We start from the raw sequence: 15258 nt of genomic DNA, 5'->3' as shown, positions 1-15258 counted from the left end.
TTATTGATCTCCCTAACCCGTTGATTATACAGCTTCTTCCTGCTGAGTGGCTCTTACTGCATTCGCTGCGTCTAATGCAATATGTTTAGCTATTTTGTTATAGGAAAGAGTGAATAGCTCCAAACCTTCTCTTTGATAGATACGGAGCGGATCCTCTTGCTGGTATGAACGCAGACTGATTCCTTCCTTTAAGCGTGTCATCAGCTCAAGATGTGTAATCCAACAGAGATCTAATCTGCTTAGCATCATGTATTTTAATGAATGCTGGAATGTTTGATTTTCTTTCAGTGCTTGCAACTGTCGGGCATGGCTTTCCTTGGATGGACGTAAAAAGTCAAATAAGTCTTGCTGTGAGCGAACAGTGTCCGGCAGTGAAAGTTCATCGCTAGCCAATAAAGCTTTAAGCTCCAATTCCAGTTCGTGCATATTCCAATCTTCAGGGTCAACATCTTCAATCGCTATTTGCCCAATTTCATTTTTGACAGATCGTGAAATGAATTGGTTTGCAAGTTCGATTAAATCTTCTTCAGCAATCATTCTATTACGCAATGTGTAAATGATGTTACGCTGCTCATTAATGACATCGTCCAGCTTCAAGTTGTATTCACGCATAGAATAGAAAGAACCTTCAACGATACGTTGTGTACGGTCGACAAACTCTAAAATATTTTTGCTTGTAACTAGACCTTCAGCATCGGCCGTTAACTTTTTCTGTATTTTTTCTATTTCTTCACTGGCAAAGCGGCGGAACATATCATCTTGAAGTGAGATGTAGAATTCACTGGCACCGGGATTACCTTGGCGTCCGGAGCGCCCGCGCAGTTGGTTATCGACACGGCGGCTTTCGTGCTTCTCTGTTCCAAGAACGAATAGACCGCCAAGCTTGTCTACGCCTTCGCCGAGTAATATGTCGGTCCCACGACCGGCCATATTTGTTGCAATCGTAATTTGACCTTTTTGTCCGGCCAATGAAATGAGGCGGACTTCTTGCTCAACGCTCTTCGCATTCAAAATTTCATATTTCAGGTTTTCTTTTTGCAAATACTTTGCAACCCTTTCAGACTGTAATATAGAAGTGGTGCCGATTAGTATCGGTTGTCCGGTTGCGTGGCATTCTTTTACTTTTTTGATCATTGCTTTATACTTTTGCTCTGTTGTTAAATAAATGCGATCCGGATGGTCGATGCGTTGTTTTGGACGATTTGTCGGAATCGAAACAACTTGCATACCATATACTTGGTTGAATTCTTTTTCTTCCGTCTTAGCTGTTCCGGTCATGCCGGCCATCATCGGATACATTCTGAAATAGTTTTGAATCGTTACAGAAGCTTGAGTTTTATTTTCTTCTGTAAGAACAAGGCCTTCTTTTGCCTCGATTGCCTGATGCAATCCATCGCTTAAAGAACGCCCTTCCATGATGCGTCCTGTAAACATATCGACAAGCAGGATTTTACCTTCTTTAACGATATAATCTACATCGCGTTTGAACATGACATGCGCACGAACACCTTGAATTACATAGTGGTATAGTGTTTGGTGTTCAATTGCATATAAATTATCGACGTCGAAAGACTTTTCTACTTTTTCAATCCCTTCGTCGGTCAGACTTGTCGCTTTCGTTTCTTCATCAAATGTATAATGAATATCTTTTTCAAAGGATTTTGCCAGGCGGGCTGAGATGTAGTGAAGATCGGTGTTGGATGCCATTTTTCCTGCGATAATCAGGGGGGTTTTTGCTTCATCGATCAGTACGCTATCCACCTCGTCGATAATAGCAAAGTGGTACGGTCGCTGAACCTTTTCAGCTGGATTACTGACAAGGTTATCACGTAAATAATCAAATCCGAATTCAGTCCCTACGCCATACGTAATATCGGCCCTATATGCCGCTTGCTTTTCCTGGGGCTGCATCATCGGTAAGTTAAGACCTACAGTCAAGCCTAGGAATTCGTGGATTTGACCGATAATCTCACGGTCGCGCTGCGCTAAGTACTCATTGACGGTAATGACATGAACGCCCTTCCCTTCAAGCGCCAGTACATAACTCGGCAATGAAGCGACCAGTGTTTTTCCCTCTCCGGTAGCCATCTCTGAAATATTTCCTTCGCATAGAACAAGACCGCCAATAAGCTGTACATCAAAATGACGCAACCCTAAAACACGTTTAGATGCTTCACGAACAACCGCAAATGCATCAGGAATGATGTCCACGATTTTTTTGCCGTCATTCAGTTGTTGTTTAAATGTACTTGTCATGTCTCTTAGCTGCTCGTCTGTGAATGCTGTGTATTTGGGTTCAAGTGCGTTAATTTGGTTGACTTTCTTTTGGTACTTCTTTAACTGTTTTTGTTGAGTTCTTTGTTCATTTTTGAAAAAGGATAACATAATTATAGTGCTCCTTTTATTGTAAAAAATTTCTATTGATTCATTATACTTATCTTAACAAAATTAATTTATAATTACTAATGTATATAGTTGCCGGCTTATATGTAAGAAAAAGAGTATAATTAAAGACCAATTGACTGATATTTTAAACTTCTTCCAGAAAAATAGTTTGAAAGTTTGCTTGTGATTCAGTAAAATATGCTAGAATGGGTTTAATGTGTTCTAGTATGTAGAAAAGGATTGATATCCATTCTCTTCATTTTAAAGTCACAATTGACAAATTAAAATCCATAATTATTGGTTATGATATTGATTGAGGAGGTACTTCATGGTTTACCTTACCTTGTTACTATGCTTTATTGCTTCGCTGATTATAACACCATTAGTTAGAAAATTGGCATTCAAAATTGGTGCTACTGACAAGCCCAATCATCGCAAGGTTCATCAAAAAATTATGCCGCGACTTGGCGGCTTAGCTATATTTATCAGCTTCCTGATCGGGATGGCAATTTTACGTCCGCAAGATGATCAAATTGGCACGATGGCTGTCCTTCTGGGAGCATGCATTATCGTTGTCCTCGGCATCTTGGATGACATGTATGAATTATCAGCCAAGGTAAAATTTATTGGTCAAATTATAGCTGCACTCGTTGTTGTGTTAGGCGGTGTTCAAGTTGATTACATCAACCTTCCATTTGGCGGTGGTATTGAGCTTGGTATATTGAGCATTCCATTAACAATTTTGTGGATTGTTGGAATAACAAATGCCATTAACTTGATTGATGGTCTCGACGGATTGGCAGCCGGAGTTTCTGGGATTGCGCTAATTACTATTTCCGCAATGGCGATGCTAAAAGGTGATCTATTCGTTTTAAGTATTTCAGCGATTCTGATTGGAAGCATCCTTGGATTCTTAAAGTATAACTTCCATCCGGCAAAAATATTCATGGGAGATACAGGGGCATTATTTTTAGGATTCATGATTGCAGTTTTATCGCTTTCGGGCTTCAAAAATGTAACGGTTCTATCTTTAATTATCCCTATTATTATTCTCGGTGTTCCAATTTCTGATACATTTTTTGCGATAATCAGACGTATTGTTAACAAACAACCGCTATCGGCACCAGATAAATCCCACTTACATCATTGCATGTTGCGTCTTGGTTACTCACATCGCCAGACAGTACTGATTATATATGCAATGGCTGCTTCGTTCGGACTGGTAGCATTTATATTTTCGATGTCAACTGTATGGGGAGCAATGCTTATAATTGGCGTCATACTACTATCAATTGAGATTTTTGCAGAGAAGGTAGGTCTTGGAGGAAATAGCTATAGACCGCTCTTACGGATGATATCACCAAAGGATGTATCCAATTCATCTGATAAATAAAAAGCAGGAATCCCATTGAAGTGACCCCGACACGGTTATTTCGCTTAGGCTATTTGGGTAAAATGAGTTCGGTACTTCACCGGACTCATTTTTTTATTTTGCCTTCATTCATAGATGACCGTAGATTCCATGATATTCAAATTGTTTAATCCACATCCTCACAACTTCATGATTTGCTCCAATTGTTTTTGCGATTTAGATTACACTTTCAGATTGTGTCTGGTGTTAGCAACCGCCTCTAGTTTATGAGCATTCGTAAATTTAGTCATAAAAAAATTGCCCCTCTAATTGTTAGATGTGTCTAACAATTAGAGGGGCAGTTCTTATGGGGTAAGACCCTTGAAGCTAGATTGATGTCTGCTATGCTCAAAGACCTACACGATGTGTACCTTATCTAACCAACCCAAAAAGATGTGGGGAAGTAGCACTGAGGCACTGTTTCTGCTCTTTCATTAGGATAATATCAAGGAGTGAAATCAAAATGAAAAAGGATCAGTGCCGGTTTCTCTATGCTTCAGAAGCCATTTCAGGTTCTTCTGTAATCAGTGTTTCACCGTTCAAATGCGCATGAAGAAGGTCAATCATTTCCTCAAGCTTCACCTCATCCAGTTGGTAATAGTATATATCGTCAATAGTACTGTCGCTACCCACTAACTGTAAAGAATCGACTGATAAATCAGAATGAGTCAAGAAATAGCTTAAGTATATTTTCATTTGTGTAAACGTCAAATCGGTTTTCATATTGTCGCCAATTGCTTCAAGTACATTGGCATACTTTGTGACTGATTGGGCTGAAGTTGCTTTTGAGATAATTGCTTCAATAAGTTCTTGTTGTCGTTTGCCTCGCTCCATGTCATTATCCTGTTTACGCGTACGTGCGAAAGCCAATGCTTCTTCACCATTCAGATTTTGAGTGCCGGCCTCAAGAGTAATGGTTTCCATGTCGTTTGAGTCTTGCTCTGTAAGATCATAAGGAACATCTACTTTCACGCCGCCTAGAGCATCGACAACGTCGATGAATGCATAAAAATTCATTCGGACATAATAATCTACATCAATATCCAGTAAAGACTCAACAGTATCAATTGTTGCTTTTGTACCGCCGTATGCATAAGCATGATTTATTTTTGTATAATCACCCGTTTCCGGAACATACACATAAGAATCACGAGGGATGCTAATAAGTTTAATGGAGTTATCTTCTTTATTGAAAGTAGCTAAAATTAGAGCATCCGACCGGGTGGCACCGGATCGTGTTTCACTGTCATCAATTCCGATGAACAACACGGATATATTTTTCACTGTTTTGTCCAAAACCGCTTCATTTAAATCAGTGCCATCTAATGATTCAAAAGAGCTATTTGCTACCTGCTCTGCTTTAGAGTATAGAGAAGCAGTATATGCACCGCCTGCCAAAAAAAGCAGCAACAATGGTGTGATAATGAATTTGCGCAGCATCTTCTTTTTTTTCTTTTTCTTCGTAACAACGTATACCCTTCGATTCATCGTCATTTGTTAAAGCTCCTTTTATATAAAATTCATAGATATCAATTATCCGGTATATTAATTACAAATATTATTTTATCATATCATATAAATCACTATTTATGGAGATACAGGAGTAGTTGATGTTGGAGTAATGTGTAGCATATCGTTTTGGGAAAAGTAGCAAAAATGTCACGTGTTCCGCAATAAAATGTCGTTTGAATTCGTCTTTATACGTAATGGCTTTCTCAATAACCGCTTGTACATTTGGATTACATTTTAATTGTTCTTTTTTCGTAAAATATCTTTTTGCCATTTCATCCCGCTCCGACATCTTTTTTCTCAATTATAAACAAAAGTAGCCTATAGGATAGACTTTTTCAAGTGTCTATCTTATAGGCTACAGTTTAATTTTGATGGCAGTCTCTTAAAGAGTTATATGGTTTATTTCAATCATGATCGGGGTCAATGGAACTTAAAAAAGCTGCCGCCTGCAAAATACAGACAGCTGCTTCAAGAAGTTGCCTATTTTTTTTCAAAATGCCCTTTACAAGGGGTACTCTTTAAATAGAGGCAGTCTTTTTAAGAAGAGTTTAATTATTTAATGTTTTGTATTCCAAGTGATTTTGAAGCTCAGATTTTAATTTTTCCAACGCATCTTCATCTGGTATATAGTAATAAATTCCTGATATAGGATCCTTGCCACCTGTACCTTCTATAGTTAAGCTTTTAATATTGTCTGAAGTGAAGGATTTGAATTTTGTAATGAATGAAATACCTTCGCTTGCTTTAATATTTGTTTCAGTATTAGTGCTGGCATGTTTAGCGATTTCATCAATTTTAAGTAAGTTTTTAGGTGAAATGATGGAATCAATCATGGCGCTGATGATTTGTTTCTGTCGTTCATTTCGACCGAAGTCTCCATTTGGGTCCCGTTGCCTCATGCGCGCATAGGCTAGGGCCTCTTCTCCGTTAAGATGGCTTAAGCCTTCTTTAAAGTATATCTTTTCTTGTGGCCATTTGTCTGTGTACTCCCAAAAATCAAACGGAACTTCTACATCAACGCCTCCAATTTCATCAATGATGTTTTTAAAGCCTTCAAAGTTAACGGTAGCATAGTAATCAATAGGGATGTCGAGAAACTCTTCGACAGTTTCAATTGTAGATTCTTTGCCGTCATTAAATGAATGGTTGATTTTGTCGTATTTATCCCGGCTTGGGATGTACACTTTCGTATCACGAGGGATACTAAGGAGCTTCATTGTTTTCAAATCCGGATTGAAAGTTGCGACCATAATTGTATCTGAACGACCACCAGATCCGCCGGTGGCGTAATCTTCGATACCAAGAAGCAATATCGATACCGGTTCTTTCCCGAAAGTGACTGCTTCATCCCGAAGGTCTGATTTATCACCTCGGTCCAGGGCACTGAAGGAATCATTGGCTGCTTGTAACGTTTGGTAGAATATATACCCTGCGTAACAGCCAACAGTCAGCAAAATCAGCATGAAGAAAAGTATGATCTTTTTCCATACTTTCTTTTTTCTTTTGTTCTTATCGCTTCTCGTTTGTTCCATACTAATTTCTCCCTTTAGATTGAAACTCAGCTAATATGCCATTTAAAGCAGGAGCTCTTCTTTGTAAACAAGCTCACCTTTCTTCAATTTGCATTGACCGTTAGTCATCTCGGTCATCCATGCTTCAAATTGCTCTGTTTCATTTTCTTCTACAAATGTTTCGATTTCTACTTTATCAAGATAGTGAATTTCTTTCAAATTATAACGTGATGAACGAAGCTCATTCTCCAATTTGCCAAGCCATGTATAGTCAATTGTCGTATGCATGACGCGGTTTAGTTTTCTTCTGACGACGCCAATTGCGTTCAATCCTTCAGAAGTTGCCTTGCCGTATGCGCGAATCAGTCCGCCGCCACCAAGTTTGATGCCGCCGAAGTAGCGTGTCACGACAACAACTGTGTCTTTCAGCTCTCTTTTTTTCAGCACTTCAAGCATAGGGACTCCGGCAGTACCACTCGGTTCTCCGTCATCATTTGCTTTCTGTATTTGGTCATGCTCGCCGATCATATACGCAGAGCAGTTGTGCGTTGCATCCCAATGCTTCTTTTTGATTAATGCAATAAAATTTTGCGCCTCTTCTTCAGTAGTAGCGCGAGTAATGTAGGCGATGAAACGAGATTTTTGAATGACAATCTCATGCTCGCCGTATTCTTTCACTGTCAAGTAGTCCTGCAGCATTTCTGCCCTCCTTGTTTAAAGTATTCGACCGATTTCATTATTTTAGTAACTATTCTATTATAATCTGCCGAGCATAATGGTTCAATGGGGCAAAGCTTTTGGTGAGTAAAGTGAAATTTTTTTAAAAAAAGCAATAAAGCATGTTATAATTGAATGGAAAAAAAAGTAATTTATATAGATTTTACTGTTAAAAAGGCGATTTTACCCAAGGAATAGTATAAAAGGCATATGTAAAAATTAGTGTGAAATCTATAAAATAGTAGTAATAATACGTTATTATCGTATATTACTGTAAATGAAAAGGTGCTTTCAGCAAATAAACAGCGAATTTTCTGCAGGTGATGATAAAAAAGATGCTTACTACTGGTATAATAAGCAAGAACATTCTATTAATTCCAATAAAACTTTGCGGCTTGTATATTAGTTTGTTAGGGAAGCTGGAGGAATCCATATGTCTATTAAAAATGTAGACATCAATGTAATTGATCGAATACTTGAAAAAATGGTGGACGTTGTTGAAAACAGTAAAAGCGAGATATTTGCTATAGGTGAGCAGAGCCGTCGTGAATTCGAAACGCTGTTTGAAGAGCTCGAGCAAATCAGGCAACAGGTGATTCTCATAATAGATGAAGGTGACAGGTTAGAGAAGCAAGCGCGACTTTCCAGAAAGTATTTATCGGAGGTCAGCCAACATTTTAAGACATATAGCGAAGAACAAATACTTAAAGCATATGAAAAGGCTCATGCGTTGCAAGTAGATCTGCAAATTAACAGGCAGACGGAGAAGCAACTGAGAACAAAGCGGGACGATTTGGAGCGGCGTTTAATTGGTTTAAAGGCAACAATTGATCGGGCCGAAAAACTGGTGTCGCAAATCTCGATTGTCGAAAATTACTTGACGAGCGATCTTGCTCAAATTGGTGAAATACTTCAAGATGCCAAACGACAGCAAGAATATGGATTTAAGATTATTGAAGCGCAAGAAGAAGAGCGCAAACGTTTATCCAGGGAAATTCATGACGGTCCGGCGCAAATGATGGCTAACGTGATGATGCGTTCTGATCTCATTGACCGCATTTTCCGGGAGCGCGGTCCTGATGAAGCGATTAAAGAGATTCGCGAGATGAAAAAGATGGTGCGCAACGCTCTATATGAGGTGAGGAGAATCATTTATGATTTGCGCCCTATGGCATTGGATGATTTGGGACTAGTGCCGACACTGCGTAAATATTTGCAGACAATTGAAGATTATGCAAAAACAACCAAAATTGAATTTATCAATTTAGGCAAAGAAATTCGTTTACCGTCAAAGCTTGAAATTGCGTTGTTTCGTTTAATTCAAGAGTCTGTCCAAAACACGCTGAAGCATGCGGATGCGACACTCGTGAAGGTGAAACTTGAGCTTCGGAATGATACAGCTATTGCAATAATTAAAGATGATGGAAAGGGATTTGATCAAGAGCTGCAGCAGGAAGGCTCATTCGGGATAATCGGTATGAAGGAGCGGGTTGATCTTCTGAACGGCAGCATCAACTTCGACTCTGTAATCGGACGAGGCACTGTGGTCATGATTCATATTCCGTATCAAATAGACGAAAAACAATATGTTATAAAGAACCTTAAATAATAAGAGATAGGGGAGGGATAGCGTTGAATAAAAAAATTGTCATAATTGATGACCATCAATTGTTTCGTGAAGGGGTAAAAAGAATTTTGGATTTTGAATCAACGTTTGAAGTAGTAGCAGAAGGTGATGACGGTACTGATGCCGTACAATTGGTTGAGACATATAAGCCGGACGTGGTCATTATGGATATCAACATGCCGAAAATAAACGGTATCGAAGCAACGAAGGAACTGATTGAGAAGTTCCCGGATACGAAAGTAATCATCTTATCGATTCATGACGATGAAAACTATGTGACGCATGCATTGCAGACAGGTGCGACAGGCTACTTGCTGAAAGAAATGGATGCCGACGCCCTGATAGATGCTGTAAAAGTGGTCGCTGATGGCGGATCTTATCTTCATCCGCGCGTAACGCATAACTTAGTGAGAGAATACCGCCGTTTAGCAACTGTACCGGCGTCCGAGCAACGCTATTCATTCGGTGCAGAAGTGAGACGACCGCTGCATTTGCTGACGAGAAGAGAATGTGAAGTGCTGCAACTGCTTGCTGACGGCCAAAGTAACCGTGGAATCGGTGAGACATTGTATATTTCCGAAAAAACAGTGAAAAACCACGTAAGTAATATTTTGCAAAAAATGAACGTAAACGATCGTACACAAGCTGTAATTATGGCAATCAAGAGCAGCTGGGTCGAAGTAAAATAAGTATTGCTAAAAGGTTTTCTCAAGCGATAAGGTCACATGCCCTAAGCTTCAGAAAGCTTTTTTCTGTTTGGAAAGTAGTTTAACTGCTGAGAGATAACATTTTAATGCAAACTTACGGTTTTTCAAGTAAAATGGATATCATATAATGAAAGAACAAAATTAAATAAGGTAGGTACTATTTTATGAGAACGGCTATTGTAACAGATAGTACAGCGTATATTCCAAAGGAAATTCGCGATCAGTTAAACATACATATGGTTCCTTTAAGTGTTGTCTTCGGTACGGAAACATACCGTGAAGAAATTGACATTACGGCAGAGGAATTTTTTAAAAAGATTAAAGAGACTGGGCAACTGCCCACTACATCAATGCCGCCGATTGGCTTATTTGTAGAAAAATTTGAAGAGCTGGCTAAAGACTATGATGCGGTCATCTGTATCCACCTTTCAAGTGGCATAAGCGGCACTTTCCAAGGTTCTATCACTAGCGGAGAAATGGTCGATGACATTAAAGTATACAGCTTTGACTCTGAACTTGCTTGCAGCGTGGAAGGGTTCTATGTCATTGAAGCTGCGAAAATGGCTTTAGAAGGAGCAGATCCAGAAGCAATTATCGCACGCTTGGATGAAATTAAAAAGTCTGTTCGAGCATACTTCATGGTTGATGACCTGACAAACCTACAGCGCGGCGGTCGTCTTAGCAGTGCTCAAGCGATTATCGGCAGCCTGTTACAAGTGAAGCCGGTTCTGCACTTCCAGGACAAGAAAATTGTTCCGTTCGAAAAAATTCGCACACGCAAAAAAGCGATCAACCGAATTGTCGAGCTATTTGAAGAAGATGCATCTTCGGGTGTTCCAATGGAATGCGTCATCATCGAAGCTAACGGTGAAGCACAAGCGCTTGAGTTAAAACAACAGCTGGAAGCAAAATATCCGAACGTAAACTTCAACACAAGCTACTTCGGACCAGTAATCGGCACACACCTAGGCGAAGGTGCAGTTGGTATTGGATGGTATAAGAAATAATATAAGAAAACCATCACCGTTCCTTTTAGGTGAGGCGTATACTCAAGATTTGCAGATAACTTAAGATGAGTTACCTTTTTAATCGGGTTGCAAATCAAAAAGGAGCCATGCGGGAAATGAAAAGCGGAAGCGGCCCGTTCAGCCCCGACCAGCATAAGTCGAATCACATAGGAAATTGTAAAATTTCTGGAGTGATTTGGCTTATGACCTCGAGCTGTCAAATTCATCACTTGCCAGTCATGAATTTGACAAGATAATCAGAGATGTCTAATCGGAGATGAAAACTGGCTGGTCGCTGTGACTCTCATTGTGAGAGCCCCACACAATAAACCCGCCTTTGGTTTCTTGGCGGAGGCAGCTAAAAGGAACATCGGCTAGAGGCGCCATGTCCGCATGTCTTCGCCGATATGACCTACATCCTGTAGACCTCCGAGCATGGTAGGTGTAAGGCTAGACAGCTATCTAAGTTCAAAAATATACACTTTCTTTTTTGCAAAATGAAATCCGGAATTCCCATTAGTTATGGTGGGGTTCCGTTTTTTTGTTATATCCACTCGGATTTCTGTGCATCCGCTCAAATTGTAGAGTGGGCTCTTAAGTATAATCACTAGCTCTCAATGTGTTGGGGGCACTCTCAAGTTTCCCGTCACCGCTCTCAAATCCCGTACGACGACTCTCAAATCTTGAGCCACCGCTCTCAAATTTTCTACGAAGACTCATAACATATTTTTGACCGCTCTCCTCCAATCTCCGCCGCTCATTAAAACGGCCAACTTTGGCAGTTCTAGGCAGATTTTGTTAACAAATAGCCAGTTTTTATAAATATCCAACCAATATTTGCATCAATTTTACAATTTGTCACAAATTTTTCTGTAAGAAGCAAGGAATTGAACGTATTCTCTGTCGAATAGTAAAGGCAAATTCAAATAAAGGAGGAATAACCATTTGAACAAACCTCAATTTATCCCTTCATCCGAGCTTCAGCAAATCCTCTATGGCAAGGCGCTTCTGCTTGATGAGCTGCAACCGTATGCCCATCTCCTGAATGATCACCACAAACACGGCTATATTCAATACAGCCCCGCTCTTTCTGAAAATCAATGCCATCGTTGCGGTGCCTCAAAACCTCATCAATTTTCCAGACATCCATGCGCCCGCTGCCAGCAATTGTGCACATACTGTCGCAACTGCATTATGATGGGCAAATCGCAAAGCTGCGCGCAACTCGTTACATGGAAAGGTCCTTCCCCGAATTTCCCACCTAACCCAGATCCCCTTCAATGGAAAGGACAGTTATCGCCAGGCCAGCAAATAGCATCCAATAAAGTGGTGAAGACAATTCAACAAAATGGCACCTGTCTAGTGTGGGCTGTGTGCGGCGCCGGTAAAACAGAAGTGCTGTTTCATGGTATTGCTGAAGCGATTGCTGCCGGTAAGCGGGTCTGCATTGCTACACCCCGGACGGACGTCGTCTTAGAACTTGCTCCTCGCTTAAAACGAGCCTTTCCGGATACGATGATTGCTGCGCTTTATGGAAACAGCGAGGAAAAACATATTTGTGCCCAGCTTGTTATTAGCACTACCCATCAGCTGCTTCGCTATCAGCATGCCTTTGACACCATCATAGTTGATGAAGTTGATGCTTTTCCTTATTCAATGGATGCCTCGCTGCAATTCGCAGTAGAAAAATCGCGCAAAACTAAATCTGCTCTCGTCCTTTTGACTGCCACTCCATCAAGGAAACTGCAGAGAGCCAATATTGCGCGTGTTACAATTCCCGCTCGTTTCCATCGCTACGCTCTCCCTGTTCCACGCTTCTGCTGGGTTGGCAACTGGAAGAAACAGTTTCAAAAAAATATAATCTCTGCGCCCCTTCTCCGCTGGTACAAAGAAAAACTGCAAACCAATACACCATTTCTCATTTTCTTTCCGAATATTAATCTGATGAATAGTCACTTGCCTTTATTCCAGACAGAATACCCAGACCTGCAATCTGTTTATGCGGAAGATCCGCTTCGTAAAGAAAAGGTGATCAAACTCCGAAACGAACAGACATTGGGTTTGCTGACAACAACGATATTAGAAAGAGGAGTGACCATTCCGAGACTGCATGTTGCTGTCATCGGTGCAGAAGAAGATATTTTTACAGAGAGTGCATTAGTACAAATTGCCGGCCGCGTTGGCAGAAGCTCGGAGCATCCAACGGGCGATATTGTCTTTTTTCATTATGGTAAGACACTTGCAATGGTGCGGGCGGTGAAGCAAATCCGCAAAATGAACCATGAAGCGAGAAAGCGAGGGTTGATCGATGTTTAATGAAGTGTGCCTGTATTGCCAAACAGTCTCGTCGTCTTCTTTCACCTGGACGCACCTTTTCGACAAAAATAGCCTGTGCGAGAACTGTCGAAGAAGCCTGGAGCATCTTGTCGAACCCTTCTGCAAAAAATGCTGCCGCATGCTTTCGGAAAAAAGTATCGACAATATTTGCTATGATTGCGTGCGTTGGGAGAATAATTCCGAATGGTCAGGTGTGCTGGAGTGCAATATTTCATTTTACCAATACAATGACTTTATGAAAGAGCTGATTGCTCGCTTTAAGTACCGAGGAGACTACACGCTTGCCAAAATTTTTGCAACAGACATCAAAAAAGTCACGGCTGAAATGAAGGTTGATCTATACATTCCGATTCCGCTAAGCGAAACCCGTTTATCTGAAAGAGGGTTTAATCAAAGCGAGGCATTACTTGCAGTAGCTGGCTTGCCGGTCACAAATGTGCTTTCGCGAAAGCATAGCGAGAAGCAGTCGAAGAAATCGCGGGAAGAGCGGATGCAACAGGCCAATCTGTTTGAAATTCAAGATCTAGAAACGATTAATGGTAAACAAATCCTTCTAATGGACGATATTTATACCACAGGTTCTACAATTCGTCATGCTGCAAAGGTACTAAAAAATGCCGGTGCAGCAAGGATAATATCAATGACGTTATCCAGATGAACGGTCAGGAGGAAATCATTATGGGAGAATTGGCAAACTGCCCTAAATGCGGAACGATATTTACGAAGACGCCTTATCGTGATGTTTGTCACTCTTGCTTTCAGGAAGAGGAGAAATTATTCGATAAGGTGTACAAATTCATTCGTAAAAGAGAAAATAGGACAGCAACGATTGAGCAAGTTGTAGAAGCGACAGAGGTAGATGAGGATCTGCTGATCAAATTTATTAAAAGCAGAAGACTGCGCCTGGCTCAATTTCCGAACCTTGGCTATAAATGCGACAAATGCGGCGCAACCATTCAAGAAGGCATCCTTTGCAGCAACTGCGCGAACGAATTGCGCTCTCAACTGAAAATTGTCCAAGAAGACGAAAAACGCCAACGAGAGATTGAAGAAAGAAACCGAGCAAACACATACTTATTCAAAGACAAAAAGTAGAGGACTGCATGACTTTGTTCATGTGGTTTCTTTTTTTAAAAAACCCGCAAGCGGAGTGAGCTTGATAAAAAATGTTACAATACCATAAAACATCATCTTAAATTGCCGATACTAAGTATAAGAATACATGTAAACGTGCTGAAAGTGAGGGAAGCAATGATGAAGATAAATAACTTAGGCCCGACAGGCTTTAACCTATATAAAAAGAATGCCAACATGCTAGATGAAGCGAAAAAATCATCTGTACTAGGCAAAGATAAAATCGAAATTTCAACAACAGCAAAAGAACTTCAGCAAACATCATCACTAGTTGCCCAACGCGAAGCGAAAGTGGAAGAAATTAAATTATCGATTGAGAACGGCACATATTCATTGAATGCGAAAGAAACGGCAAAAGGCATTCTTAATTTCTATAAAAAACAATAAAGGAGGCGCCCTATGTCTGCTGCAACTATTATCAAACAACTAGATCAGCTTATACAGCTTCATAGCAGCCTCCACAAACTCACTGCTCAAAAAACGGAGGCTATCAAAACGAATGACATCGATTCGCTGAACACATTATTGAACGCCGAGCAAAAACATGTGAAAGCAATCGAGCAAATCGAAAGCGCCCGCCAACAAGAAGTAATCAAGCTGTTAGCAGCCCATAATAGACAAACATCTGATGACTTCCAAGACGTGTTGGAAGTGGCAGCAGAAAAAGATAAACAACAGCTCATCAGCAAAAGAGATCAGCTTTTGCACATTATTGAAGAACTGAAAAATCAAAACAGTCTTAATCAACAGCTCATTTTTCATTCCCTGCAATATATCAACATTTCACTCGACATGTTGCGACCACAAAATCAGCAAGCGAACTTCAATTATGAGAAGCCAGCTGCCGCTAAGCAGGGGCTGGTTAATAGAGCAATGTTTGATTCGAAAGCATAAAAATGCGAACAAAGTA

At 40.4% G+C, this 15258-nt stretch carries 14 protein-coding genes; 10 read left to right on the top strand and 4 right to left on the bottom strand.

The window, feature by feature from the left end; translation table 11 throughout:
* Positions 1 to 24: 24 nt before the first annotated feature.
* Positions 25 to 2385, bottom strand: coding sequence for an accessory Sec system translocase SecA2 (gene secA2 / locus IEO70_RS09040; RefSeq protein ID WP_190998055.1), 2361 nt, complete (start codon positions 2383 to 2385; stop codon positions 25 to 27).
* Positions 2386 to 2713: 328 nt separating this feature from the next.
* Here secA2 and IEO70_RS09035 point away from each other — a divergent pair, with 328 nt between their 5' ends.
* Positions 2714 to 3778 carry a glycosyltransferase family 4 protein gene (locus tag IEO70_RS09035; RefSeq protein ID WP_190998054.1) on the top strand — a complete coding sequence of 355 codons (1065 nt, stop codon included), beginning with the start codon at positions 2714 to 2716 and terminating at the stop codon, positions 3776 to 3778.
* Between the two features lie 507 nt (positions 3779 to 4285).
* Here IEO70_RS09035 and IEO70_RS09030 read toward each other — a convergent pair.
* Positions 4286 to 5290 carry an LCP family protein gene (locus IEO70_RS09030; RefSeq protein ID WP_190998053.1) on the bottom strand — a complete coding sequence of 335 codons (1005 nt, stop codon included), beginning with the start codon at positions 5288 to 5290 and terminating at the stop codon, positions 4286 to 4288.
* Between the two features lie 412 nt (positions 5291 to 5702).
* On the opposite strand from IEO70_RS09030, the gene IEO70_RS20360 reads away from it, so the two are divergent.
* Positions 5703 to 5834 (top strand): hypothetical protein, encoded by a 132-nt coding sequence (locus IEO70_RS20360; protein WP_328820899.1) that lies wholly within the window; start codon positions 5703 to 5705, stop codon positions 5832 to 5834.
* A gap of 22 nt (positions 5835 to 5856) precedes the next feature.
* Here the strand turns inward: IEO70_RS20360 and IEO70_RS09025 are convergent, their stop codons facing one another.
* Both IEO70_RS09025 and IEO70_RS09020 read right to left on the bottom strand, forming a co-directional pair.
* Positions 5857 to 6840, bottom strand: a complete 984-nt coding sequence (locus tag IEO70_RS09025) for an LCP family protein (protein WP_190998052.1) — start codon at positions 6838 to 6840, stop codon at positions 5857 to 5859.
* Between the two features lie 42 nt (positions 6841 to 6882).
* Positions 6883 to 7518 carry a YigZ family protein gene (locus tag IEO70_RS09020; protein ID WP_190998051.1) on the bottom strand — a complete coding sequence of 212 codons (636 nt, stop codon included), beginning with the start codon at positions 7516 to 7518 and terminating at the stop codon, positions 6883 to 6885.
* A 451-nt stretch (positions 7519 to 7969) separates the two neighbouring features.
* Between IEO70_RS09020 and IEO70_RS09015 the strand changes: the two genes are divergently transcribed.
* The 8 genes from IEO70_RS09015 to IEO70_RS08980 all read left to right on the top strand — a co-directional run bounded on the left by IEO70_RS09015 (position 7970) and on the right by IEO70_RS08980 (position 15242).
* Complete coding sequence (locus tag IEO70_RS09015; protein WP_190998050.1) at positions 7970 to 9145, top strand: sensor histidine kinase; 1176 nt, start codon at positions 7970 to 7972, stop codon at positions 9143 to 9145.
* Between the two features lie 23 nt (positions 9146 to 9168).
* Positions 9169 to 9852: a response regulator transcription factor gene (locus tag IEO70_RS09010; RefSeq protein ID WP_190998049.1), complete on the top strand. Its 684-nt coding sequence runs from the start codon at positions 9169 to 9171 to the stop codon at positions 9850 to 9852.
* Positions 9853 to 10034: 182 nt separating this feature from the next.
* Entirely contained in the window at positions 10035 to 10877 is an 843-nt protein-coding gene (locus IEO70_RS09005) for a DegV family protein (protein ID WP_190998048.1), read from the top strand.
* A gap of 945 nt (positions 10878 to 11822) precedes the next feature.
* The gene (locus tag IEO70_RS09000) at positions 11823 to 13193 is read left to right on the top strand and encodes a DEAD/DEAH box helicase (protein ID WP_190998047.1); all 1371 of its coding nucleotides are present in this window, start codon (positions 11823 to 11825) and stop codon (positions 13191 to 13193) included.
* Positions 13186 to 13872 (top strand): ComF family protein, encoded by a 687-nt coding sequence (locus tag IEO70_RS08995; RefSeq protein WP_190998046.1) that lies wholly within the window; start codon positions 13186 to 13188, stop codon positions 13870 to 13872. Before IEO70_RS09000 ends, IEO70_RS08995 begins: the two co-directional genes overlap by 8 nt.
* Before the next feature lie 20 nt (positions 13873 to 13892).
* Positions 13893 to 14309: a TIGR03826 family flagellar region protein gene (locus IEO70_RS08990; protein WP_190998045.1), complete on the top strand. Its 417-nt coding sequence runs from the start codon at positions 13893 to 13895 to the stop codon at positions 14307 to 14309.
* A gap of 156 nt (positions 14310 to 14465) precedes the next feature.
* A complete protein-coding gene (flgM, locus tag IEO70_RS08985) occupies positions 14466 to 14735 on the top strand; it encodes a flagellar biosynthesis anti-sigma factor FlgM (protein ID WP_328820898.1) in 270 nt (89 codons plus the stop codon).
* A gap of 12 nt (positions 14736 to 14747) precedes the next feature.
* Positions 14748 to 15242 carry a flagellar protein FlgN gene (locus IEO70_RS08980; RefSeq protein WP_190998044.1) on the top strand — a complete coding sequence of 165 codons (495 nt, stop codon included), beginning with the start codon at positions 14748 to 14750 and terminating at the stop codon, positions 15240 to 15242.
* The last annotated feature ends 16 nt before the right edge of the window (positions 15243 to 15258 follow it).

Source organism: Peribacillus faecalis, from assembly GCF_014712675.1.
Taxonomy (GTDB): Bacteria; Bacillota; Bacilli; order Bacillales; family DSM-1321; genus Bacillus_AD; species Bacillus_AD faecalis.
The sequence above is the reverse complement of the archived record's forward strand: the minus strand, read 5'-3'. Positions and strand labels throughout refer to the sequence as shown.

Bases quoted from the DNA above. Each gene is read 5' to 3' on its own strand.
- secA2 (WP_190998055.1), bottom strand. From the start codon at position 2,385: ATGTTATCCTTTTTCAAAAATGAACAAAGAACTCAACAAAAACAGTTA.
- IEO70_RS09035 (WP_190998054.1), top strand. From the start codon at position 2,714: ATGGTTTACCTTACCTTGTTACTATGCTTTATTGCTTCGCTGATTATA.
- IEO70_RS09030 (WP_190998053.1), bottom strand. From the start codon at position 5,290: ATGACGATGAATCGAAGGGTATACGTTGTTACGAAGAAAAAGAAAAAA.
- IEO70_RS20360 (WP_328820899.1), top strand. From the start codon at position 5,703: ATGGTTTATTTCAATCATGATCGGGGTCAATGGAACTTAAAAAAGCTG.
- IEO70_RS09025 (WP_190998052.1), bottom strand. From the start codon at position 6,840: ATGGAACAAACGAGAAGCGATAAGAACAAAAGAAAAAAGAAAGTATGG.
- IEO70_RS09020 (WP_190998051.1), bottom strand. From the start codon at position 7,518: ATGCTGCAGGACTACTTGACAGTGAAAGAATACGGCGAGCATGAGATT.
- IEO70_RS09015 (WP_190998050.1), top strand. From the start codon at position 7,970: ATGTCTATTAAAAATGTAGACATCAATGTAATTGATCGAATACTTGAA.
- IEO70_RS09005 (WP_190998048.1), top strand. From the start codon at position 10,035: ATGAGAACGGCTATTGTAACAGATAGTACAGCGTATATTCCAAAGGAA.
- IEO70_RS08995 (WP_190998046.1), top strand. From the start codon at position 13,186: ATGTTTAATGAAGTGTGCCTGTATTGCCAAACAGTCTCGTCGTCTTCT.
- IEO70_RS08990 (WP_190998045.1), top strand. From the start codon at position 13,893: ATGGGAGAATTGGCAAACTGCCCTAAATGCGGAACGATATTTACGAAG.
- flgM (WP_328820898.1), top strand. From the start codon at position 14,466: ATGATGAAGATAAATAACTTAGGCCCGACAGGCTTTAACCTATATAAA.
- IEO70_RS08980 (WP_190998044.1), top strand. From the start codon at position 14,748: ATGTCTGCTGCAACTATTATCAAACAACTAGATCAGCTTATACAGCTT.